This window comes from Pseudomonas sp. ATCC 43928 (assembly GCF_005938665.2).
In the GTDB taxonomy this organism is placed as follows: Bacteria; Pseudomonadota; Gammaproteobacteria; order Pseudomonadales; family Pseudomonadaceae; genus Aquipseudomonas.
Window position 1 is genome coordinate 6,333,827 of the sequence record NZ_CP041753.1, and the last position, 23,593, is coordinate 6,357,419.

22 protein-coding genes are annotated in these 23,593 nt (G+C 59.4%); 9 read left to right on the plus strand and 13 right to left on the minus strand.

The genetic code is table 11. The annotated features are described in order from the left end of the window. Positions 1–26: 26 nt before the first annotated feature. On the plus strand, positions 27–662 hold the full coding sequence (locus FFH90_RS29270) for a TetR/AcrR family transcriptional regulator (RefSeq protein ID WP_018928629.1): 636 nt from the start codon (positions 27–29) through the stop codon (positions 660–662). Positions 663–757: 95 nt separating this feature from the next. On the opposite strand, the gene FFH90_RS29275 is transcribed toward FFH90_RS29270, so the two are convergent. From FFH90_RS29275 to FFH90_RS29305, 7 genes are all read right to left on the minus strand, one after another. Then, positions 758–973, minus strand: coding sequence for a molybdopterin-binding protein (locus FFH90_RS29275; RefSeq protein WP_003229256.1), 216 nt, complete (start codon positions 971–973; stop codon positions 758–760). Positions 974–1,007: 34 nt separating this feature from the next. Next, positions 1,008–1,814, minus strand: coding sequence for an aliphatic sulfonates ABC transporter ATP-binding protein (gene ssuB / locus FFH90_RS29280; RefSeq protein WP_138866470.1), 807 nt, complete (start codon positions 1,812–1,814; stop codon positions 1,008–1,010). Continuing rightward, positions 1,811–2,593: an aliphatic sulfonate ABC transporter permease SsuC gene (gene ssuC, locus FFH90_RS29285; RefSeq protein WP_018928627.1), complete on the minus strand. Its 783-nt coding sequence runs from the start codon at positions 2,591–2,593 to the stop codon at positions 1,811–1,813. Before ssuC ends, ssuB begins: the two co-directional genes overlap by 4 nt. A 9-nt stretch (positions 2,594–2,602) precedes the next feature. Then, a complete protein-coding gene (ssuD, locus tag FFH90_RS29290; protein ID WP_018928626.1) occupies positions 2,603–3,751 on the minus strand; it encodes an FMNH2-dependent alkanesulfonate monooxygenase in 1,149 nt (382 codons plus the stop codon). A 25-nt stretch (positions 3,752–3,776) separates the two neighbouring features. Continuing rightward, a complete protein-coding gene (locus FFH90_RS29295) occupies positions 3,777–4,742 on the minus strand; it encodes a sulfonate ABC transporter substrate-binding protein (RefSeq protein WP_138866471.1) in 966 nt (321 codons plus the stop codon). A 101-nt stretch (positions 4,743–4,843) separates the two neighbouring features. Beyond that, complete coding sequence (ssuE, locus tag FFH90_RS29300; RefSeq protein WP_018928624.1) at positions 4,844–5,437, minus strand: NADPH-dependent FMN reductase; 594 nt, start codon at positions 5,435–5,437, stop codon at positions 4,844–4,846. Positions 5,438–5,676: 239 nt separating this feature from the next. Then, positions 5,677–6,315: a peroxiredoxin gene (locus tag FFH90_RS29305; RefSeq protein ID WP_138866472.1), complete on the minus strand. Its 639-nt coding sequence runs from the start codon at positions 6,313–6,315 to the stop codon at positions 5,677–5,679. Between the two features lie 331 nt (positions 6,316–6,646). On the opposite strand from FFH90_RS29305, the gene FFH90_RS29310 reads away from it, so the two are divergent. Beyond that, positions 6,647–7,869, plus strand: a protein-coding gene (locus FFH90_RS29310) for an IS3 family transposase (RefSeq protein WP_168206155.1) whose coding sequence is annotated in 2 segments (ribosomal slippage) — positions 6,647–6,998 and positions 6,998–7,869 — 1,224 coding nt in all. Because the reading frame shifts where the segments join, the coding sequence is not laid out codon by codon here. Between the two features lie 53 nt (positions 7,870–7,922). On the opposite strand, the gene FFH90_RS29315 is transcribed toward FFH90_RS29310, so the two are convergent. Together FFH90_RS29315 and FFH90_RS29320 are read right to left on the minus strand one after the other, a co-directional pair. Then, a complete protein-coding gene (locus FFH90_RS29315) occupies positions 7,923–9,305 on the minus strand; it encodes an OprD family porin (RefSeq protein ID WP_064621027.1) in 1,383 nt (460 codons plus the stop codon). A 396-nt stretch (positions 9,306–9,701) separates the two neighbouring features. After that, complete coding sequence (locus FFH90_RS29320) at positions 9,702–11,042, minus strand: OprD family outer membrane porin (RefSeq protein ID WP_064621028.1); 1,341 nt, start codon at positions 11,040–11,042, stop codon at positions 9,702–9,704. 492 nt (positions 11,043–11,534) lie between these two features. On the opposite strand from FFH90_RS29320, the gene FFH90_RS30085 reads away from it, so the two are divergent. Then, on the plus strand, positions 11,535–11,690 hold the full coding sequence (locus tag FFH90_RS30085) for a hypothetical protein (RefSeq protein ID WP_168206190.1): 156 nt from the start codon (positions 11,535–11,537) through the stop codon (positions 11,688–11,690). 66 nt (positions 11,691–11,756) lie between these two features. Here the strand turns inward: FFH90_RS30085 and argA are convergent, their stop codons facing one another. Then, the gene (argA, locus tag FFH90_RS29325) at positions 11,757–13,055 is read right to left on the minus strand and encodes an amino-acid N-acetyltransferase (RefSeq protein WP_019580550.1); all 1,299 of its coding nucleotides are present in this window, start codon (positions 13,053–13,055) and stop codon (positions 11,757–11,759) included. Between the two features lie 135 nt (positions 13,056–13,190). Further along, on the minus strand, positions 13,191–14,348 hold the full coding sequence (argE, locus tag FFH90_RS29330) for an acetylornithine deacetylase (RefSeq protein WP_111453013.1): 1,158 nt from the start codon (positions 14,346–14,348) through the stop codon (positions 13,191–13,193). A 177-nt stretch (positions 14,349–14,525) separates the two neighbouring features. On the opposite strand from argE, the gene FFH90_RS29335 reads away from it, so the two are divergent. Next, entirely contained in the window at positions 14,526–15,893 is a 1,368-nt protein-coding gene (locus tag FFH90_RS29335) for an inorganic triphosphatase (RefSeq protein WP_138866473.1), read from the plus strand. 55 nt (positions 15,894–15,948) lie between these two features. On the opposite strand, the gene FFH90_RS29340 is transcribed toward FFH90_RS29335, so the two are convergent. After that, positions 15,949–16,419 (minus strand): Lrp/AsnC family transcriptional regulator, encoded by a 471-nt coding sequence (locus FFH90_RS29340; protein WP_018927598.1) that lies wholly within the window; start codon positions 16,417–16,419, stop codon positions 15,949–15,951. Positions 16,420–16,545: 126 nt separating this feature from the next. On the opposite strand from FFH90_RS29340, the gene FFH90_RS29345 reads away from it, so the two are divergent. The 5 genes from FFH90_RS29345 (at position 16,546) to FFH90_RS29365 (ending at position 20,624) form a co-directional block, all read left to right on the plus strand. After that, complete coding sequence (locus tag FFH90_RS29345; protein ID WP_028939116.1) at positions 16,546–16,884, plus strand: hypothetical protein; 339 nt, start codon at positions 16,546–16,548, stop codon at positions 16,882–16,884. Positions 16,885–16,987: 103 nt separating this feature from the next. Next, entirely contained in the window at positions 16,988–18,772 is a 1,785-nt protein-coding gene (locus tag FFH90_RS29350) for a GspE/PulE family protein (protein WP_028939117.1), read from the plus strand. Positions 18,773–18,871: 99 nt separating this feature from the next. Beyond that, the gene (locus FFH90_RS29355; RefSeq protein WP_007940374.1) at positions 18,872–19,786 is read left to right on the plus strand and encodes an SPFH domain-containing protein; all 915 of its coding nucleotides are present in this window, start codon (positions 18,872–18,874) and stop codon (positions 19,784–19,786) included. Between the two features lie 11 nt (positions 19,787–19,797). After that, the gene (locus FFH90_RS29360) at positions 19,798–20,235 is read left to right on the plus strand and encodes an NfeD family protein (protein WP_064621031.1); all 438 of its coding nucleotides are present in this window, start codon (positions 19,798–19,800) and stop codon (positions 20,233–20,235) included. A gap of 68 nt (positions 20,236–20,303) precedes the next feature. Next, positions 20,304–20,624, plus strand: a complete 321-nt coding sequence (locus FFH90_RS29365; RefSeq protein ID WP_007940372.1) for a DUF2388 domain-containing protein — start codon at positions 20,304–20,306, stop codon at positions 20,622–20,624. 76 nt (positions 20,625–20,700) lie between these two features. On the opposite strand, the gene gcvP is transcribed toward FFH90_RS29365, so the two are convergent. Then, the gene (gene gcvP / locus FFH90_RS29370) at positions 20,701–23,574 is read right to left on the minus strand and encodes an aminomethyl-transferring glycine dehydrogenase (protein ID WP_138866474.1); all 2,874 of its coding nucleotides are present in this window, start codon (positions 23,572–23,574) and stop codon (positions 20,701–20,703) included. Positions 23,575–23,593 lie beyond the last annotated feature (19 nt).

A 23,593-nucleotide genomic window follows, 5' to 3' on the forward strand; every position in this document is an offset into this window, starting at 1 on the left:
TGCCCGCTGCCCTGCAGGAGACTTCAATGACCCGACTCGCCACCCCACGCAAACCCCGCGCACGCAGCCAGGCCCGGATCGACTCGATACTCGATGCCGCCCGCACGCTGCTGGCCGCCGAGGGCGTGGCCAGTCTGTCGATCTACAGCGTCGCTGAACGCGCAGAGATCCCGCCCTCCTCCGTCTACCACTTTTTCGCCAGCGTGCCGGCCCTGCTCGAAGCCCTGACCGCCGACGTCCACGCCGCGTTCCGTGCTTGCCTGCAAGCGCCCATCGACCACCACGCCCTCAACGGCTGGCGCGATTTGTCGCGACTGGTGGAACAACGCATGCTCGACATCTACGACGAAGACGCCGCTGCCCGCCAGTTGATCCTCGCCCAGCACGGCCTGACCGAAGTCACCCAGGCTGACCGCCAGCACGACATCGAACTCGGCGACCTGATGCACAAACTGTTCGACCATCACTTCGAGCTGCCAAGGCTGCCGACAGACGTCGATGTGTTTGCCCTGGCCATGGAGCTGGGAGATCGAGTGTATGCGCGCTCGGTGCAGCAACATGGGCAGATCACGCCGCGCATGGCTGAAGAAGGGATGCGGGTGTTTGATGCCTACCTCGGGCTGTATTTGCCGCCGTACCTGCCCAAGCGCGTAGCGCTTTAAAAGATCGCAGCCTTCGAATACACCACCACTACCACTGCACGCATAAAAAACCCCGAAGGGCTCACACCCTCCGGGGTTGTTGTTGGCGCACGCACTTACAACTTGGCGATCGACACCTCGGTGGATTTCACAAACGCGATCACTTCGCTACCGACCACCAGTTCCAGCTCTTTCACCGACCGAGTGGTAATCACCGAAGTGACGATGCCGGAGGCAGTCTGCACGTCGATTTCCGAGAGGACGTCGCCGAGCACGATTTCCTTGATCGAGCCTTTGAACTGGTTACGAACGTTGATGGCTTTGATAGTCATGATGTTGATTCCTGTCGTTGGATGAGTTTTTACGTTATTGAGCCCAGCGCAATTGCGTGGGCAATGGTGAAACAGGTTCCGGTTCCGGCGGTTGGCCGGGTACCGACAGCACGCGGTTGAGCACTTCGGTTTCCAGCGCCGCCAGCCGATGGGAGCCGCGAACCCGAGGGCGCGGCAACTCCACTGCCAGGTCGAGGCCGACTTCGCCCTCTTCAATCAGAATCACCCGATCAGCAATCGCCACCGCCTCACTGACGTCGTGGGTCACCAGCAACACGGTGAAACCGTGCTTCTGCCAGAGCCGTTCAATCAGTTGCTGCATTTCAATACGGGTCAGGGCATCCAGTGCCCCCAGCGGTTCGTCGAGCAACAGCAGGCGCGGTTGATGGATCAGCGCGCGGGCCAGGGCCACTCGTTGCTTCTGGCCACCGGACAGTGCCGCCGGCCATTCGTGGGCGCGGTCCGCCAGGCCGACCGACTCCAACGCTTCCAGCGCTTGCGGCCGCCAGTTGCCCTTGAGCCCGAGACCGACGTTGTCGATAACCTTCTTCCACGGCAGCAACCGCGCTTCCTGGAACATCAGCCGGGTGTCTCCCCGGGCATCACTCAGCGGCGCGGAGCCAGCAAACAACTCGCCAGCCGTAGGTTTGTCGAGACCGGCGAGCAAGCGCAGCAAGGTGCTTTTGCCGCAACCGCTGCGCCCGACCACCGCCACAAACTGCCCGGCAGGAATGTGCAGGTCGATTTCACGCAGCACTTGCCGCGAACCGAAGGTCTTTTGCAGCTTGCGCACTGCCAGCGGGATTCCGCGCAGCAGGCGTGGAGGTTGTTGAGCCGTCATGCGGCACCTCCCTTGGCAACCTGATAGGCCGGATGCCAGCGCAGCCACACGCGTTCAAGTCCACGGGCCGCGAGATCAGCGAGTTTGCCGAGCACGGCATACAAAAGAATCGCCAGCACCACTACGTCGGTCTGCAAGAACTCCCGGGCATTCATTGCCAGGTAACCGATGCCGGCGTTGGCAGAGATGGTTTCGGCGACGATCAGGGTCAGCCACATGAAGCCCAGGGCAAAACGCACGCCGACCAGAATCGAAGGCAGCGCACCCGGCAGGATCACCTGACGGAACAGGCTGAAACCGGACAGGCCATAACTGCGGGACATTTCCACCAGCGCCGGATCGACGTTGCGGATGCCGTGATAAGTGTTGAGGTAGATCGGGAACAACGTGCCCAACGCCACCAGGAAAATCTTCGCCGACTCATCGATGCCGAACCACAGGATCACCAGCGGAATCAGCGCCAGGTGCGGTACGTTGCGGATCATCTGCACCGAACTGTCGAGCAGGCGCTCGCCCCACTTCGACAGGCCGGTGATAAAGCCCAGCGCCAGGCCAATGCCGCCGCCGATGGCGAACCCGAGTGCCGCGCGCCAGCCGCTGATAGCCAGGTGAGTCCAGATTTCACCGCTGCGGAACAGGCTCACACCGGCTTCGATCACCGCGATCGGTGCCGGCAGAATCCGCGTCGACAACCAGCCCGCCGACACCGACAACTGCCATACCGCCAGCAACAGAATCGGCAACACCCAGGGTGCGAGGCTGTGGATAGTTTTCTTCATGGCCACGCCTCAGCTCTGGGACGCGGCTTTGGGAAGAATGTCGTTGGCCACCATCTCGCCGAACGGGCTGACGTAACCGGCGCTTTTCGGCAGTTCCGGGCGCTCGATGTCCAAGTGCGGGAACAGCAACTCGGCCACCCGATAGGATTCTTCCAGGTGTGGATAACCGGAGAAGATGAACGTATCGATGCCCAGATCGGCGTATTCCTTCACCCGAGCGGCCACGGTCGGACCATCGCCGACCAGCGCCGTACCGGCCCCGCCGCGCACCAGACCGACACCGGCCCAGAGGTTGGGACTGACTTCCAGGTTGTCGCGACTGCCGCCATGCAAAGCGGCCATGCGTTGCTGGCCGACCGAATCGAAACGCGCCAGAGAAGCCTGGGCGCGGGCAATGGTGTCATCGTCCAGATGAGAGATCAGTCGATCCGCCGCTTGCCACGCCTCGGCGTTGGTTTCGCGAACGATCACATGCAGGCGAATACCGAAGCGCACGGTGCGCCCGAGCTTCGCGGCTTTGGCGCGAACCTGTGCGATTTTCTCGGCAACGGCGGCCGGTGGCTCGCCCCAGGTCAGGACCATTTCGACCTGCTCTGCCGCCAGATCCTGCGCCGCTTCCGAAGAGCCGCCGAAATACAGCGGCGGACGCGGTTGCTGGATCGGCGGATAGAGCAACTTGGCGCCCTTCACGCTGATGTGCTGACCGTCGTAATCGACGGTTTCGCCTTCCAGTACCCGGCGCCAGATGCGGGTGAATTCCACCGAGGCCTGATAGCGCTCTTCGTGACTGAGGAACAGACCGTCGCCGGCCAGTTCTTCCGGATCGCCACCGGTGACCAGGTTGAACAGCGCACGACCGCCGGACAGACGATCCAGGGTCGCGGCCTGACGCGCCGCCACCGTCGGGGAAATGATCCCGGGGCGCAGGGCGACGAGGAATTTCAAACGCTGGGTCACCGGGATCAGCGAGGCAGCCACCAGCCACGAATCTTCGCAGGAGCGACCGGTGGGAATCAGCACCCCGCCGAAACCCAGACGATCCGCCGCTTGCGCGACTTGTTGCAAGTAACCGTGGTCGACGGCGCGAGCGCCTTCGGCGGTACCAAGGTAATGGCCGTCGCCGTGAGTAGGCAGGAACCAGAAGATATTGAGGCTCATGGAGTGGTCTCCTTGGGGAATCGGATTACGGCGCTTTGGCGACGGCTGCCGGTGGCGTCCAGATCACGTCCTTGATACTCAAGGGCTTGGGAATCAGCTTGAGCTGGTAGAAGCTGTCGGCGATTTTCTGTTGGGCGGCGACCACCTCAGGGGTCAGGAACAGCGCGCCGTAGCCCTGGCGCTTCACCGAAGTCAGGGTAATGTCCGCTGGCAGGCCGAGCAGTGGCGAAACCTGTCGGGTTACGTCCTCGGGATTGGCCCGGGACCATTCACCGACCGCGCGCACTTCTTCCACGAGGGTTTTGATCACTTCAGGATTTTTCTGCGCATAAGGCTTGGTCGCCAGATAGAACTGATGGTTGTCGACGATGCCTTTGCCATCGCGCAAGGTGCGCGCTTGCAGTTGCTGTTCGGCGGCAGCCTGGTACGGGTCCCAGATCACCCAGGCATCGACACTGCCGCGCTCGAATGCGGCGCGGGCATCGGCGGGCGGCAGGAACACGGTCTGGATATCGGTGTATTTGAGGCCGGCGTCTTCCAGCGCACGCACCAGCAGGTAGTGCACGTTGGAGCCTTTGTTGAGCACGACTTTCTTGCCCTTGAGTTCCTGCACCGATTTGATCGGCGAGCCCTTCGGCACCAGGATCGCTTCGCTGTGGGGCGCTGGCGGTTCATAAGCGACGTAGAGCAGATCGGCGCCCGCGGCCTGAGCGAAAACCGGAGGCGTTTCGCCGGTGACGCCGAAGTCGATGGAGCCGACGTTCAGGCCTTCAAGCAGTTGCGGGCCGCCGGGGAATTCCGTCCATTGCACGTCCACACCTTGGGCGGCGAGGCGTTTTTCCAGAGTGCCTTTGGCTTTGAGCAGCACCAGGGTGCCGTATTTCTGATAGCCGATTCGCAAAGTCTCGGCTTGGGCTTGAGTAATGACGCCGAAGGACACAGCCGCAGCAAACAGAGCGACCAGACCACGACGCAAAATGACAGGGCGCATGGCGCTCTCCTTTTTGCAGTTGGGTTTTGGCTGCACCTGCTTGCCCGTTGGCGGGCCAGTAAGGTGAGTACTTCAAATTCAGATGTTGCTTGAGGGCTGGCTTAAATGCTCCAGCGAGCACTCAACAAACGTTCGTTCAACAGGTTTGGATCGAGCGGCTTGGGCCGGCGAGCCATGGCGCTGTAGAACAGCTCCAGCGATTCATTCAGTCGTTGTGCAAGCTCGGGAGCCAACTGCGCCTGGGCGCTGCCTTCGCCGTAAGCGATCTGACTGTCTACGGCGAAAATCCCGTGGAGCATTTCCTGAGCCTTCAACGCCGACAGCACTGGCTTGAGCGCGTAATCCACCGCCAGCATGTGGGCGATGCTGCCACCGGTCGCCATTGGCAGAACCACTTTGTGGGCCAGGGCGCGTTCGGGCAGCAAATCCAGTACGGTTTTCAACGCGCCGGAGAACGACGCTTTGTAAACCGGTGTGGCGATGAGCAGGCCGTCGGCGTTATCAATCTGTTGCAACAGATCGATCACCTTCGGGCTGTCAAAGCGGGCATGCAGTAAATCTTCAGCCGGGAAGTCCCGTACCTGATAACTCACCACTTCCACACCTTGCTCTTGCAACCAGCGTTTGGAGCGCTCCAGCAACACCCCGGAACGGGAGCGTGGGCTGGGGCTGCCACCGAGTGAGACGACCAGCATTCAGACAATTCCTTGAGCGGTGTTGGCGATTCGCAGCTTGCGATCTCGCGTCGATGGAATGACCTTAACAGGTGATTTATATATCCATAAATCATATTTATTCATTTGGTTATAGCTTAAGTGAATATGTTGTTTGTCTTTTTCCGGACAAAAAAACAGGCCGTCGAAACGGCCTGAAAATCCCCTGCTTTGGTAGACATGATCGTTCCCACGCTCTGCGTGGGAGCGATCTTTTGACGTTAACGATTCGGCTGCGGCGTCAGGCGCAGGTACGGTTTCACCGCGCGATAACCCTTGGGAAAACGTCGCTGGATTTCATCTTCGTCCTTGAGCGACGGCACGATCACCACCTCATCACCGTCCTGCCAATTGGCCGGTGTGGCCACCTTGTAGTTGTCGGTGAGCTGCAGCGAATCGATTACCCGCAGAATCTCATTGAAGTTACGGCCGGTACTCGCCGGGTAAGTGATGGTCAGCCGGATCTTCTTGTTCGGATCGATCACGAACAACGAGCGCACGGTCAAGGTGTCGTTGGCATTCGGATGGATCAGGTCGTACAGGTCGGACACTTTACGGTCCGCATCGGCGAGGATCGGGAAATTGACGATGGCGTTCTGGGTTTCGTTGATGTCCTCGATCCACTTGTGATGCGAATCCACCGGGTCCACGGAAAGGGCAATGGCTTTGACGCTGCGCTGGGCGAATTCATCCTTGAGCCTGGCGGTGAAGCCCAGCTCGGTGGTGCACACCGGCGTAAAGTCTGCCGGATGGGAAAACAGCACGCCCCAGCTATCGCCCAGCCATTCGTGGAAACGGAGGGTGCCGGCGCTGGAATCCTGTTCGAAATCGGGGGCGATATCGCCAAGTCTGAGGCTCATGGTGCTGCTCCTGGTGAGTGCTTGTTGAGCTCAACTGTGCCTGCGTTCCAATTTAATTAAAAAGAATAAATATCAATTTATTTAGATCATAAAGAAATATTAAAGATCTGTTCACTGGACCTGATCCGCCATCGGGACGAACATCGATCCCAAGGTTCGAGAAGGCCTTGAGTTGTTGCAAAAAGGGAACTTCAAGGAGGGTTTACGGGGGTGAGCCCGCCTTGAAAACGCAAAAGCCCCGCCCGGCGTGATGCCGGGCGGGGCTTTTTTTTGTCGGTTGTCTCGTCCTGAATAAGGTTTACACCTTCTGACTTATCTTCAGGAGGAACCAATGGATACGGGGAAAAGGCGCAGCCAGCGAGATTACACGCTGGGCTTTAAATTGGCAGTCGTCGATCAGGTCGAAAAAGGCGAGTTGAGTTATAAAGAGGCTCAACGGCGCTACGGGATTCAGGGGCGGTCGACTGTGCTGGTGTGGTTACGCAAGCATGGGCGGCAGGACTGGAGCCAAGGCGCCTCTATTCGCGCCCAGAGGAGCCGACCGATGGACGAACAAAGTTTGCCGCTGACCCCTGAGCAGCGAATCAAGGAGCTGGAGGAAAAACTGGCCCTTGCCAATCAGAAAGCCCAATTCTTCGAAGCGGTGGTTGACGTGTTGAAGAACGATTACGGGGTTTCTATCGTAAAAAAGCGATCCGGCAAGTCCTCACCCAAGGGCAAGTCCAAGGCCTGAGCATTCAGAGGGCTTGCCAGTTTCTGGGCATATCCCGGCAGGCGTACTACAAACGAAACCGGGCTTATGACGCGCAAGCCAGTCATGCTCAGAAAGTGCTGGGTTTTGTCCTGGAAACACGTCTTCAGATGCCCCGGCTGGGCACTCGCAAGCTGCATGGCCTTATGCAGGCGGAGCCTGAGCTGACGCAAACGGTAGGTCGAGATCGGCTATTCGATATCTTGCGAGACAATCGGCAACTGGTTCCTCGCAAGCGCGCCTATCACAAGACCACTGACAGCCATCATCGCTTCCGCCGACATCCGAACCGGTTAAAACCTGGCCCTGATCAAGTGACTGCCACGGGACCCGAGCAGGTCTGGGTGGCGGACATCACCTATTTGCCGACCCAACAAAGCGTTGCCTATGTGAGCTTGGTGACCGATGCCTACTCTCGCAAAATCGTCGGCCATCACGTGCATGAAACCCTGCACACCGAATCGGTCATCCAGGCGATGAGTAAGGCTCTACGGGGCAGAAGAACGGATCAGACGCTGGTGCATCACTCAGATCGCGGCTCGCAATACTGCTCTGATCTCTACCAGAAGTTGCACGCCAAACATGGAATCAGGTGCTCGATGACCGACGGGTATGACTGTTATCAGAACGCTTTGGCAGAGCGTGTGAACGGGATCTTGAAGACAGAGTTTCTGCTTCACCGACCTAGAGATCTGGCCGAGGCGATTCGAATGGTCGACGAGTCGATAAGCATCTACAACAGCAAACGTCCGCACCTATCGTTGAAATGCAAAACGCCCGATGCGGTGCATCGGGCGTTTTGAGGGTGAAACAGGTGTAAACCTATTTCAGGACTAGACAGGTTATGCGAGCGCTATTACAACAGCGGGATCGAGTAGCTGACGATCAGACGGTTTTCGTCCTGGTCGCGCTGACCTGGGATGTCGTTGCGCCACATGGCGTTTTTCCAGGTGAGGCCCAGGTTTTTCAACGGACCTTCTTGTACTACGTACGCCAGGGTCAGGTCGCGTTCCCACTCGGAACGGCCAGTTGCGTTGACGCTAGTCTGAGCTGCCCCCACTTTACCGGTTGTGTCGATGTTATCGCCACGCAGATAAACCATGCCCGCAGTCAGGCCTGGGACGCCGACTTTGGCAAAATCGAACGCGTAGCGAGCTTGCCAGGTACGTTCGCCAGCACGGGCAAACTTGGCGATCTGGCTGTCGGTAGTCAGGTAAGCCGACGAGCCATCACCCTGGTTCAGCCAAGGGAAGTCGCTATTACCATTGCTGACCTGGTAACCGCCGCCGAAGGTGTGACCGGCAACCGAGTACAGGAAAAGACCGCTATACAGGTTATTGTCGACTTTACCTTTGGTAATGCCGGTTCCGTAGTCACCTGTAGTGAAATAGGCAGAGTCATGGCCGTTGGCGCCATCGTTACGGCTGTTGAAGTAACGGAAGTCAGACTTCAGTACACCTGGACCAATCGACCAGTTGTGAACCAGACCCAGGAAGTGCTGCTTGTAGAAATCTTCCAGGTTGCCGTAGTAGTACTGGGCGGTCAGGTCCTTGGTGATTTTGTAGTCGCCACCGCCATAGATGAACTTGTTGCTGTCACGACCGGCAGCAGTGTGAGCGTTGGCACCAGCGATCGACAACTCTTCGTTGTTGCTGGAGTTACGCCCCTTGGCGTGCTCGATCTGACCGCCAACCAGTGTCAGGTCTTTGATTTCGTTCGAGGTGATCTGACCGCCCTGGAAGGTTTGCGGCAGCAGACGACCGTCGTTGGTCACGATCACCGGCAGTTTTGGCTGCAGGGTACCCAACTTCAATTCGGTCTGGGAAATCTTGGCTTTGGCAGTCAGGCCCAGGCTGGAGAAGTTATCAACCGCTTTGCCGTTGGACTCACTTGGGAAAACAGTGCCGCCGTAAGAAGTCGAAGTGGCGCCGTTAGTACCGCCACCGGTGTCCAGACGCACGCCCAACAGGCCGATGGCATCGATACCGAAGCCGACAGTGCCTTGGGTGTAGCCGGAAGTGAAGCGCAGATCGAAACCTTGGCCCCATTCTTCGTTCTTGCTTTGAACGCCGTTGGCCTTGACCTTGGCGGTACCCGCGTCGGAATCGCGGTTATCGGTGTTGATGTAGAAGTTACGCAGCCCCAATGTAGCCTTGCTGTCTTCGATGAAACCGGCGGCGCCTGCCTGCTGCGCCAAAACCCCTACGGCCACAGCCAGGGCCAAGGTGGACTTGTTCATTGTTTCGCTCCTCTCATTTCTAATTCTGGGTTCCTGGTCCTGGTCGAGTGCCCGGATCCAAAGATGCGCAATGAGCGCCGGGTGGTCAGCCCCCTTGTTTTTGCCGACATGACAAACCAAAAGATTTATCGCGGTTTTTTTTAATGCCATTTAGGCATATATATCCATGCCGGGACATAAGGTATCGGCTCATGAACCAATTCCTTGATCTTCAAAATCGGGGGGTGCTGAATCCGATACTCGTGTCGCTGCCAATGAGTACCTGATGGATTCATTTTATAGACTTGGGTAAAAAACAAAAAAGAATAAATAATCAACTTAAGCTATTTTTTTGGAATATAAAAAAACACACCAAAAAAAACCTCGCCAACAGGCGAGGCTTTTTTTTGAGGGTTATTACAGGAAGCTGTAGGTGTAGTTGAAGATCAGACGGGTCTGGTCTTGGTCAGCGGTGCTGGTATTACCGCTGTAAGTACCGTGACGCAGAGTCGTGCCAAACCCTTTGAGTGGGCCCGTTTGAATCACGTAGTCCACACGCGCGTCAGTCTCGTGCTCATTCAGGTCTTTACCCACGCCGTTGGTTGCCTTGATGTCTCGGCCATCGAGGTAAGCAATCGAAGCTTTCAAACCTGGCACGCCCAGTGAGGCGAAGTCATAGGAGTACTGACCGTACGTGGTGTTTTCACCGGCACGGATGAAGCTGCCCACGGTGGCGTCGGTAAACGAGTAGAAGCTGGCGCCACCGGCACCTTCTGGACGACCTTTGCTATCGATCAGGCTGCCCTGGTTCAAGAAGACAAAGCCGCCGTCATCGCTGACACGCTGATGACCAAGCAGGAACGCGCTGCCACCCAGGGTGTAGGTGAACGTCGCGCTCCAGGTCTTGTTATCGACCTCGCCTGGATTCTTGGCGTAACCATTGTTGTTGTTGAAGCGGTAGCCGACGTCGCCGTTCTTGCCATCGGAGCTGCTGTCGAAATAACGAATATCAGTCTTGAACGACTGGTTCGGGGCGATCGGGTAGACGTGCACCAGGCCGAGGAAGTTCTGCTTGTAGTAGTCTTCCAGGTTCGCGTAGTAGTACTGCAGCGTGAGGTCTTTGGTGACTTTCCAGTCAGCACCGGCGTAACGGAACTGGTTGCTGTCATGAGTACCGCCAGCCACTGCCAGGCCAGTTCTGTTGGAGGAGGCGCGACCCGACGCGTGCTCCAGTTGACCCAAGTTGAAGGTCACATTGTCAATTTCCTTCGAGGTGATGGTCCCACCGTCAAAGGTCTGCGGCAGCACACGGCTGTCGTTCGCGATCAGGATCGGCAAGTTAGGTGCCAAAGCGCCACCCAAGTGGGCCTCGGTCTTCGAGAAGCGCGCCTTGACGTTGCCATCCAGACGACTCCACTCGTCGGCGGACCTGTCGCCGTCGCTCGGGAAGAAGGAGTTGCTGTTACCGAGCGGGTGATGTCCCCTGCCGCCATCCAGATGGATGCCGACCAGTGCCTGGGCGTCGATACCGAAACCAACGGTACCCTGGGTGAACCCGGACAGGTAATCGAACTTGAGACCCTCAGCGGCTTCTCGCTGTCTGTTAGCAGGAGTGCTCGCACCTTCACGTACGTCAGCGTCGTAATACATCGTGCGAGAACTGACGGAAGCCTTGCTATCTTCCAGGAAACCCGCTGCGCCTGCCTGCTGCGCCAAAACCCCCACGGCCACAGCCAGGGCTAAGGTGGACTTATTCATGTTTCGCTCCTCTCGTTTTCTAATTTTTGTGTTCTTTGGTCTTGGGTCGAGAGCCCTGGATCCACAGATGCGCGATTAGCGCCAGACCGTGACTACCAAGTCAATCGTAACCATGTGTGTCTACGACCAAGGTCTAACGTCGAATATTGAGTCCCTGCCGGCGGCTCATCGAACCGGATATAACGGCATTGGCCCAAAAGCTAATTCCTAAAGGGTATTTACCAGCCTTTTTTTATTCCCATTGGCTTTGGCACATCCCGTACGCGTCAATCCCTATCGAAAAGGCGACGCCATCATGGCTAAACGCGCACTATCTAGTCAATTTGTTACAGTTTGTGTATCGCTAATATTTTCTCTTTCCACTCAGGCGACGACGCTCGCGTTCGGCTATCAAACCGGCGTCCCCCCCCACCGCAGGCCTTCGAGCCGACGACGATTCGAGAAACCATAGGCCATAAAGTCGATTGGCGTCGTTTCAATAACGATCCGGAAATGGTCAGCCCCGCGCAGCAGATCACCGCGCAGCGCAATGACGGCACGGCCAAAGCGATTGGCGAGAGAACGAAATTCTTGCAGGAACAAGGGAAGGTAGAGGCGGTGCTGCCGGACTATGCGCCGTATGTCAGCGCCAAATACGTCACCGAGTAGCACGCAAAACCTGTGGCGAGGGAGCAAGCTCCCTCGCCACAAAAGCCAATATAGACAGCCACTCAGTCAGAGGGCTTTTTCGAAGATCTTCGAATTACGCTGATAGTTGTACAGCGACGCCCGCGCCGACGGCAGGCGATCGACGCTGCTCGGCACGAATCCTCGCTCACGGAACCAGTGGGCGGTCCGGGTGGTGAGCACGAACAGGGTTTTCAGGCCCTGAGCCCGGGCGCGGGTTTCGATGCGCTCCAGCAATTCATCACCGCGACCGCCATGACGGTACTCCGGGTTCACCGCCAGGCACGCCAGCTCCCCCGCATCCGAATCGGCAATCTGATACAGCGCCGCGCAGGCGATGATCATGCCTTCACGCTCGACCACGCTGAACTGCTCGATTTCGCGCTCCAATACCTCGCGGGACCGGCGAACCAGAATGCCCTGCTCTTCCAGCGGGCTGATCAAGTCCAGCAAACCGCCGACGTCCTCGATGGCCGCCTCGCGCACAACTTCGAATTGTTCCTGGGCCACCAGCGTACCGCCACCGTCACGGGTGAACAGTTCGGTCAGCAGCGCGCCGTCTTCGGCGTAGCTGACGATATGACTGCGCGCCACACCGCCCCGGCATGCCTCAGCGGCCGCATCCAGCAGCTCGGCCTGATAGTTGCTGCCCAGGCGTTGCAGGTGTGCCGGCACTTGTTGCGGACGCAACTCGCGAACCAGACGACCCTGCTCATCCAGCAGACCGAGCTCGGCGCCGAACAGCAGCAACTTGTCTGCGCCCAGGTCGATGGCCGCACGGGTCGCGACGTCTTCGCAGGCGAGGTTGAAGATTTCGCCGGTCGGCGAGTAACCCAACGGCGACAACAGCACGATGGAGCGTTCGTCCAGCAGGCGATTGATGCCCTTGCGGTCGACCCGGCGCACTTCGCCGGTGTGGTGATAATCGACACCTTCGAGCACGCCGATCGGCCGCGCAGTGACCAGATTGCCGCTGGCCACCCGCAGGCGCGAGCCCTGCATCGGCGACGAGGCCATGTCCATGGACAACCGCGCTTCGATGGCGATGCGCAGTTGGCCGACCGCATCGATCACGCACTCCAGCGTCGCTGCATCGGTGATGCGCATGCCGTGGTGGTAGTGCGGGGTCAGGCCGCGAGCAGCGAGGCGGGTTTCAATTTGCGGACGCGAACCGTGAACCAGTACCAGTCGCACGCCCAGGCTGTGCAGCAGCACCAGGTCGTGGACGATATTGCCGAAGTTCGGGTGCTCCACACCGTCGCCGGGCAGCATGACGACGAAGGTGCAATCGCGGTGGGCGTTGATGTAAGGCGAAGCGTGACGAAGCCAATTGACGTATTCGGGCATGAACCTGGGCCTGTAATAAATAGCAGCCGAAAAAAGAGTAACGCAGTAAACGCACAGCGGGCTGATGGTTATCGTCGGAACAGGCTTGGCGACACGCGCGCTCTCCTCATAAGTACGGGTAGTGACACTGGCAATTTATACGAGCGACGCCGGCGTCAGGCAGTAATGTTCGATCAGTTGACGTAATAGATGCACGGTAGGCTGCAAACGTGACATTTCGAGGTATTCCCCCGGTTGGTGGGCGCAGGCGATATCGCCGGGGCCCAAGACCAGTGTTTCACAGCCAAGGCGCTGAAGATAAGGCGCTTCTGTGCCGAACGCCACTGCTTCGGCGCGATGGCCGGTGAGCTTTTCGGCGACCCTCACCAATTCCGAGTCCTCGGCCTGCTCGAATGGCGGCACTTCGGGGAACAATGGCGCGTAATCGATCTTCACCTGGTGCCGTGCGGCAATAGGGTTGAGCTTCTGCAAAATCGCCGCGCGCAGGGCACTGGGGTCCATGCCCGGCAGCGGACGCAAGTCAAATTCCAGCGAGCACTGGCCGCAGATGCGGTTGGGGTTATCGCCACCGTGAATGCAGCCGAAATTCATCGTCGGCTGCGGCACACTGAACTGCGGATTACGAAATTCCCGCTGCCACGCCAGACGCAAGCCGCGCAGTTCGCCGATGGCATCGTGCATGGCTTCAAGGGCGCTATGGCCCAGGCTCGGGTCCGAGGAGTGACCGCTCTGACCGAGGATATCGATGCGCTCCATCATCACGCCTTTGTGCAGACGGATCGGTTTCAGCCCCGTCGGCTCGCCAATCACCGCCGCACGACCTAGTGGCCGCCCGGCTTCGGCCAAGGCACGCGCACCGGACATCGAGCTCTCTTCATCGCAGGTCGCAAGAATCAGCAAGGGTTGCTTGAATGGTTGCTCGAGCAAGGGTTTGACGGCTTCGATGGCCAGGGCAAAAAAGCCCTTCATGTCGCAACTGCCCAGGCCCACCCAACGGCCGTCCACTTCCGTCAGTTTCAGCGGATCGGTCTGCCACAGCGCCGCGTCGTACGGCACCGTATCGCTGTGACCGGCCAGCACCAGGCCGCCGGGACCGGAACCGAAACTGGCCAGCAGGTTGAACTTGCCGGGGCTGACCTGCTGGATGTCGCAGGCAAAACCCAGCTCCCCGAGCCATGTCGCCAACAAGTCGATGACCGGCCGATTGGTTTGATCCAGATTCGGTTGGGTACAGCTGACGGACGGCGCGGCGATCAGCGCAGCGAACTGATCTTTCATGGACGGCAAAGGCATCGCTGACTCCCAACTCCCGAATTGAAGTCCATCATAGAGCCATCCGGCGACAGGAATAAACCGTCGCGGCCGTCACCAAGCGTCAACAGACCCTACAACCCTTGAGTCCTGTACACTGCACGACCTTGGCAGCCACACATTTCCCCGGCTGCGCTCCCGATCCTGGATTTTCCGGCCATGCAGAAAGAAACCGAAATCAAACTCCGCGTCAGCCGCGAAACCCTCGCCGCCCTGCGCGAGCACCCGTTACTGAAGAAACGCAACAAAAGTGGCTGGGAACGCCGTGAGTTGATGAACCAGTACTTCGACACGCCCGAGCGCGACCTGGCCCGCGCCAAGGTTGCCCTGCGCCTGCGCCGCGATGGCGAAGAAGTGATTCAGACCCTCAAGACCCGTGGCCAGAGCGTCGCCGGTCTGTCCGAACGTCACGAGTACGACTGGCACCTGCCCAAAGCCAAACTCGACGTGAAGAAGCTCGACGGCGAATGCTGGCCCGAGCAGTTGGCCGAACTGGACAAGAAAACCCTGAAAGCCATCTTCACCACCGATTTCGTGCGTGAACGCGCGGAAATCGCCTGGGGCCGTGGCAAGACCAAAGTGGTCATCGAAGCCGCGCTGGACCTGGGCCACGTGGTGGTCGGCAAGCAGAAAGAAGAAATCTGCGAGCTGGAACTGGAACTGCGCGAAGGCGAGCCGGCCGCACTGCTGGAACTGGCCGCCGAACTGGCCGCGACCCTGCCGCTGATGCCATGCGACATCAGCAAGGCCGAACGCGGTTATCGCCTGTTCGACGCCAACAGCTACTCGCTGAGCTTGCCGGCGCCGCAGATCACCGCCGAAATGCCACTGGACGATGCGTTCGCCGCCTTGTGCTGGCATTTGCTTGGCAGCAGCCAGCGCCTGGCCGAGCAGTATCGCTTCAATGGCCACTGGCGCCTGCTGCAGGACTGGGTCGAAAACCTCGCTGAAATGCGCGCGCTGATCAGCAGCCTCGGTCAAGCCGCGCCGCGTCAGTCGACTCACGATCTGCGGGTCGCGCTGGATGCCTTGCTGGAAGACTGGCGCCCGCTGGTACAGGCCGGCCTGGACGACGAAGACGTGCGCAAAGCCGCGCCGGAGCAGTTCCTCGAAGAGCTGGAAGATCCGCGTTGGGGCCTGTTCTCGCTGAACACTTCGCGCTGGTTGCTGGCCCGTACCTGGGCTGCCGATCGCAACACCCGTGGCAATCGCCAGGGCGCCGCGCAACTGGGCAGCTGGCTGCCACGCCTTCTGGGCGAAGAAGCCAACTCGCTGCAACTGCAGCGTTACCAGCAACAGCCGGAAGACCTGGCCGAACAACTGCCGCGCATCGAGCGTATCCAGGCCTGGCTGCACCACGCCCGTAGCGTGCTGGACATCCCGGAAATGGATCGCTTGTACGGTGAGTTGAAACAGCTTGCCCTGCTGGCTAACGAGCCGATCACCGATGAGTCGCTGGATGCGCGTAAGCAGCAGGCGATTGCGGTGTATCAGAATCGCGCCTGGAAGACCCTGCTGCGTCTGTAACACCCTGTGGCGAGGGGGCTTGCCCCCTCGCCACAAAAAACCTCTACCGCAACAATCAACGCAACACCGGCAAACTCGTCGTGGATTTGATTTCCGACAAAGCCACGATCGAGTTGACCTCCTGTATCCCCGGCACCATCGACAGTTTCTCGAAGAAGAAACGCTCATAAGCCTCAATGTCTGCCGTGACGATCCGCAACAAGAAATCCACCGATCCCATCAGCACATAACATTCCAGCACTTCGGGAAAACCGCGAATCGCTTCGGTGAACTCAGTGAAGTTCGAGCGCCCGTGGGCGTTGAGTTTGATCTCGGCGAAGATTTGCGTGTTGAGGCCGATTTTCTTGCGGTCAAGCAACGTCACCTGACCGCGAATGATCCCCTCCTCCTTCATCCGCTGAATCCGCCGCCAGCAGGGCGACTGCGAGAGTCCCACCTGTTCGGCGATCTGCGCGCTGGAGAGCGAAGCGTCCTCTTGCAGCAACGCGAGAATCTTGCGGTCGTAGCCATCCAGCTCGCTATGCATAGAAAAACCTGAAATTAATATGATCTTGAATTGATCGATTCGATAAATCGTCAACAAGCCCAATCATAGATAAGAAATACCCCACACCGAATGTAAAAATTCCTCCAATGATTTTGGAGCCTGACCATGCCGCCCCTCGAAGCCGTGAACACCGCGCCCGCCCGCGCCGATGTCTGGAACGTCAGCAACACGCACTGCCGCGTTCAATACCAACTGCTGGCCGAGGCCGAGCCGGATCTGCTGTGCCGCGCGCTCAATCTGTTCGCCTTGCAGTTTCTGACGCCGCAGCAGGTCAACGTGCAGCGCCTGGACGATCTGCTATCAATCGACATCGTCATGGACGGCCTGAGCTGGCACCGAGCCCAGGTGATCGCGGAAAAGCTGCGTAACCTGATCAGCGTCTGCTCGGTGAATCTGCAAGCGGCCGATTCGGCGTGGCAGGAGCCGGCGCAGGCAGCGGGCTGACCCCCTCCCCTGAAAAAACCCGACACGTGTTGGTCGGGTAGTGGCCCAACGGTCTGCGGGTGCCCAGCTATCCTTTGCGAACGGTTGTTCATAAGGAGCCCGCATGTCCGTTCAACTTGCCACTCAGGACCGCTGGCTGGACCTTAACGATTTGCTGCGTGAACTGGTCGCCCAGGGCTTTGTCAGCCAGGACTCTGCCGAACACGCACTCAACGCCCGCCGCCGTCACGCCACCAATGCTCAGCAACATCCGCTGGAGTTCATCGCCAGCCAACATCTGGACGACCTCAGCCGTCCCGGTAAACACCTCGATCTGGAAAGCCTGACGCTGTGGCTGTCCCAGCAGGCCGGCCAGCCTTACTTGCGCATCGACCCACTGAAAATCAACGTCGCCGCCATTACGCCGCTGATGTCCTATGCCTTCGCCCAACGCCACAAGATTCTGGCGGTGGCCATCGACCGTGATGCCGTCACCGTGGCCAGCGCCCAGCCCTTCGTCAGCGGCTGGGAAGTCGACCTGACCCACGTATTGAAACTGCCGATCAAGCGCGTGGTGGCCAACCCGGTGGATATCCAGCGCTTCAGCGTGGAGTTTTTCCGCCTGGCTAAATCGGTCACCGGCGCCACCAACGCCGATCAGAAGACAAGCAACCTGGGCAACTTCGAACAATTGCTCAACCTCGGCGCCAGCGACCAGGAGCCGGACGCCAACGATGCGCACATCGTCAACATCGTCGATTGGCTGTTCCAGTACGCGTTCCAGCAACGGGCCAGCGATATCCACATCGAGCCCCGGCGCGAGCAAGGCACGGTGCGCTTTCGCATCGACGGCGTGCTGCACAACGTCTATCAATTCCCGCCGCAAGTGACCATGGCCATCGTCAGCCGCCTGAAAAGCCTGGGGCGGATGAACGTCGCGGAAAAGCGCAAACCCCAGGACGGCCGGGTCAAGACCAAGACCCCGGACGGCGGCGAAGTCGAGCTGCGGTTGTCGACATTACCGACAGCGTTCGGCGAGAAGATGGTCATGCGGATCTTCGACCCGGAAGTGCTGCTCAAGGATTTCGACCAACTGGGCTTCTCCGCCGAGGACCTGCGCCGCTGGCAAGACATGATCCGCCAGCCCAATGGCATCATTCTGGTGACCGGGCCAACCGGTTCGGGCAAGACCACCACGCTGTACACCACCCTCAAAAAACTGGCGACGCCGGAGGTCAACCTCTGCACCATTGAAGACCCGATCGAAATGGTCGAACCGGCGTTCAACCAGATGCAGGTCCAGCACAACATCGACCTGACCTTTGCCGCCGGCGTGCGCGCGCTGATGCGACAAGACCCGGACATCATCATGATCGGCGAGATCCGCGACCTCGAAACCGCCGAGATGGCAATTCAGGCGGCACTTACCGGCCACCTGGTGCTGTCGACGTTGCACACCAACGATGCCCCCAGCGCCATCAGCCGCCTGCTGGAACTCGGCGTGCCGCATTACCTGATCAAGGCCACGGTGCTCGGGGTCATGGCCCAGCGCCTGGTGCGTACGTTATGCCCTCACTGCAAGGCCCCCTTGACGTTGGGCGAAGACGATTGGCAAACCCTGACCCGGCCTTGGCAAGCGCCACTGCCGACCAATGCCCAGCGCGCCATCGGTTGCCTGGAATGCCGCGAAACCGGCTATCGCGGTCGCGCCGGGGTTTACGAAATCATGCAGCTGACGGATGGCATCAAAGCGCTGATCAACCCCGACACCGACTTGCTGGCGGTCCGGCGTCAGGCGTTCAAGGAAGGCATGCGCAGTTTGCGGTTGTCGGGGGCGCAGAAAGTGGCGGCGGGGTTGACCACGATTGAAGAGGTGTTGCGGGTGACACCGCAGAGTGAGCAGAAATAGGTTACAGATTGCGCTCGGATACTTCCCCCAAGTCGCATCCAAACCTTTTGCCCTACACTCTGGTCATCGCAACTCAATCCAGACTGGACAGGGACCGTTATGAGCATTGCACTGATTCTCTTCGTCGCGCTGGTCGTGGCCATTCTTTTCATGGGTTTCAAAGTGGTGCCCCAAGGGTTTGAATGGACGGTCGAACGCTTCGGCCGTTACACCAACACCCTCAAGCCAGGCCTGAGCATCATCATTCCGGTGATGGACCGCATCGGCCGCAAGATCAACGTGATGGAAAGCGTGCTGGACATTCCGCCCCAGGAAGTCATCACCGCCGACAACGCCACCGTGCAGATCGACGCCGTGTGCTTCTTCCAGGTGGTCAATACTGCCCAGGCCGCCTACGAGGTGAACAACCTCGAACATGCCGTGCGCAATTTGCTGCAAACCAATATCCGCACCGTGCTCGGGTCCATGGAGCTGGACGCGATGCTCAGCCAGCGCGACAACATCAACGAAAAACTGCTGCGCACCGTCGACGAAGCCACTGCGCCGTGGGGCATCAAGATCACCCGGATCGAGATCAAGGACATCAGCCCTCCCGCCGACCTGATGGCCGCCATGTCCGGCCAGATGAAAGCCGAGCGGATCAAGCGCGCACAGATTCTGGAAGCCGAAGGTTTGCGCGCTTCGGCGATCCTCACCGCCGAAGGCAAGAAGCAGGCGCAGATTCTCGAAGCCGAGGGCAGTCGTCAGGCGGCGTTCCTCGAAGCCGAGGCCCGGGAACGTCAGGCCCAGGCCGAAGCCCAGGCCACCAAAGTGGTGTCCGAAGCCATCGCCGGCGGTAACGTGCAGGCGGTCAACTACTTCGTCGCACAGAAGTACATCGATGCCTTGGGCAAACTGGCCTCGGCCAACAACAGCAAAGTGATCCTGATGCCGCTCGAAGCCGGTTCGATGATTGGTGCAGTCGGCGGCATCGGCGAAATCGTCAAGGCCACCTTCGACGGCAAGAAAGGCTGAGGTCGCCGCCCATGGAACTGTTCTCGTTCTGGAGCTGGCTGGCCCTGGGTGCGCTGTTGCTGATCCTCGAGGTGTTCGGTGCCGGCGGTTATCTGCTGTGGATCGGCATGGCAGCCGCCGTCGTCGGCGTGCTGAAGTTCCTGATACCGGGTTTACCCTGGGAATGGCAGGTGCTGTTGTTTGCCGTTTTTTCGATCCTCACCGCCCTGTACTGGTGGAGACGTCAGCGCAGTGTGGTGCGGGCCAGCGATCAGCCGAACCTGAACCTGCGAGGGCAAGAGCTGATCGGCAAGGTGTTCGTGGTCACTGAAGCGATTGTCGATGGCCGCGGCAAGATCAAGGTCGCCGATGGTGTGTGGATGGCCCGAGGGCCTGATGCCGCGTCCGGCAGCCGTGTTCGGGTGATCGGGCAGCAAGGGGCGATTTTACTGGTGGAGCGGGCCGACTAACGTCACGGAACTCGATTGGGTTATTGGCAATCAAAGGCCGCAGTTAAAACCCAGTGGAGTCACCTTTTATGCGTCTCAAACTTGCTGTCGCTACCTTCGCCGTGTTGTCCCTTCAAGTCGGTTCGGCGATGGCTGATGACAGCTTTTTGCGTAACGTCCTTACTTCCGGTGCCACCACCGGTACGTCCTACCTGACCTCCAGGGATCACAAGCTGATCGTCGCCGCCCAGGACGACGCCGGCAGCTTTGTCGCCAGTGACGGCGCCATTCGCGGCCCCTATCTGGAAGCCGCCATGCAGAAAGTCCGCGCTGAAAACCCTGGCCTGCAAGCCACGGACATGGAACTGGCGAACGCCATCCTGGCGAAGAATGCCATCGCCTCGAAGTAAGGTTCGTTGCTGAACAAAAAATGCCGCTCTAAATGAGCGGCATTTTTTCGCCCCTGATTTGTAGGAGCGAGTGACTTCAGCGGTATTCATCCACCGGCACACACGCGCAAAACAGGTTGCGATCGCCGTAGACATTGTCCACACGGTTCACCACCGGCCAATACTTATGGGCCTTGGTGTGTGCATCCGGCGTCACCGCCTGCTCGATGCTGTACGGCCGCTCCCAGACACCGGTGATGTCGGCCAGGGTATGCGGCGAACGCTTCAGCGGGTTGTCCTCCGCCGGCCAGTTGCCGTTCTGCACCTCGTTGATTTCCGCGCGAATGCTCAGCATCGCATCGATAAAACGGTCCAGTTCCGCCTTCGATTCACTCTCGGTCGGTTCGACCATCAACGTCCCCGGCACCGGGAATGACATGGTCGGCGCATGGAAGCCGTAGTCCATCAGGCGTTTGGCAACGTCTTCTTCGCTGATCCCGGTCAGCACCTTGAGCGGACGCAAGTCGAGGATACATTCGTGGGCCACGCGCTCGTTGCGCCCGGTGTAGAGCACCGGGAACGCCCCGGACAAATGCTGCGCCAGGTAATTCGCGGCGAGGATCGCCACCTCACTCGCATCCGCCAGTTGCGGCCCCATCATCGCGATGTACATCCAGCTGATCGGCAGAATGCTTGCACTGCCCCAAGGGGCTGCGCTTACCGCACCATTCCCCGGCAGCGGGCCATCGATCGGCACCACCGGGTGATTGGCGACAAACGGCGCCAGGTGCGCCCGGACACCAATCGGGCCCATCCCCGGCCCACCACCGCCGTGGGGAATACAGAAAGTCTTGTGCAGGTTCATGTGCGACACGTCGGCGCCGATATCTGCCGGCCGCGCCAACCCGACTTGCGCGTTGAGGTTGGCGCCATCCATGTACACCTGACCGCCATGGCGGTGGATAACTTCACAGATCTCGCTGATGCCTTCCTCGTAAACCCCATGGGTCGAAGGATAAGTCGCCATCAGGCAGGCGAGTTTATCCCCCGCCTCGATGGCCTTTTCTTTCAGATCTTCCAGATCGACATTACCCGCCTCGTCACACTCGACGATCACTACCCGCATCCCGGCCATTTGCGCCGAGGCCGGGTTGGTGCCGTGGGCCGAAGACGGGATCAGGCAGATATCCCGCGCGCCCTGATGACGACTCTCGTGATATTTACGGATCGCCAGCAACCCGGCGTATTCGCCCTGGGCGCCCGAGTTGGGCTGCATGCAGATCGCATCGAAACCGGTGATTGCGCAGAGCCAGCGTTCCAGTTCCTCGATCATCAAGGAATAACCCACCACCTGCTCTTTCGGCACGAACGGGTGCAGGTTGGCGAACTGCGGCCAGGTGATCGGGATCATCTCGCTGGTGGCATTGAGTTTCATGGTGCAGGATCCCAGCGGGATCATCGACTGATTGAGCGCCAGGTCTTTGTTTTCCAGCTGCTTCAAGTAACGCAGCATTTCGGTTTCGCTGTGATGGGCGTTGAACACCGGATGACGCAGATAAGGCGTACTGCGCTGCAATCCTGCAGGAATGCCGGACACCAGGGTCTCAGCATCCAGTTCCTCGACGTTGAGCCCATGATCGGCCCCTAGAAATACATCGAACAGCTTCGCCACGGTGCCTTCGTCACAGGTTTCATCGAGGCTCAGGCCCAACCGCCCGCGACCGAGAATGCGCAAGTTGATCTGCGCCGCTTGGGCACTTTCGATGATCGCGGTCTGAGTGCCACCGACCTCCAGGGTCAGCGTGTCGAAGAACTGTTGGTTCACACGTGTAACGCCATGGCGTTCCAGACCGGCGGCGAGGATGCAGGTCAGCCGATGGACACGCTGGGCAATATTTTTAAGCCCTTCCGGGCCATGGTAGACCGCATAGAAACTGGCGATATTGGCCAGCAGCACCTGGGCGGTGCAGATATTCGAGTTGGCCTTCTCCCGGCGAATGTGTTGCTCGCGGGTTTGCAGGGCCATGCGCAGGGCGACATTGCCGCGAGCATCTTTCGACACGCCGATGATCCGCCCGGGAATCGCCCGTTTGTACTCGTCGCGGCTGGCAAAAAACGCCGCGTGCGGGCCGCCGTACCCCATGGGCACGCCGAAGCGCTGGGATGAACCGAACACCACATCGGCGCCCAACTCTCCCGGCGGAGTCAGCAACAACAGGCTGAGCAGGTCGGTGGCGACGCAGGCCAAGGCTTGCTGGGCATGCAGATGATCGATCAGCGGACGCAGGTCGCGAATTTCGCCATGGGTGTCGGGATATTGCAGCAACGCGCCGAACACTTGATGCTGCTTCAAGTTTTCCACAGCGTCGATGACCAGGTCGAAACCGAACCCTTCGGCCCGGGTCTGCACCACGGAAATCGTCTGCGGGTGACAGTTTTCGTCGACGAAGAACAGATTGCTTCTGGACTTGGCGACACGCTTGGCCAGCGCCATGGCCTCGGCGGCCGCCGTGGCTTCATCCAGCAGCGAGGCGTTGGCCAGTTCCAGACCGGTCAGGTCGATGGTCAGTTGCTGGAAATTCAACAGCGCTTCGAGCCGGCCTTGGGCAATCTCCGGTTGGTAAGGCGTGTAAGCGGTGTACCAACCGGGATTTTCCAGAACGTTGCGCAGGATGACGGCCGGCGTGAGGGTGCCGTGATACCCCATGCCGATCAGGCTGGTCCAGACCTGGTTCTGTTCGGCGTAGCCGCGCAGTTTGGCCAGTGCGGCTACCTCATCGAGGGCCGGCGGCAGGTCCAGCGGTCGGTTGAGGCGGATTCCCGGCGGCACCGTCTGCTCGATCAACTCGACGCGGCTGCCAAGGCCCAGGCTGTCGAGCATCGCCTGCTGCTCGGCGGCATCGGGCCCGAGGTGGCGGCGCAGGAAGGTATTGGGGTCGCGTAACTGGCTCAAGGACGGCAACTGGGACATGACGGGCTCTCTCATGACT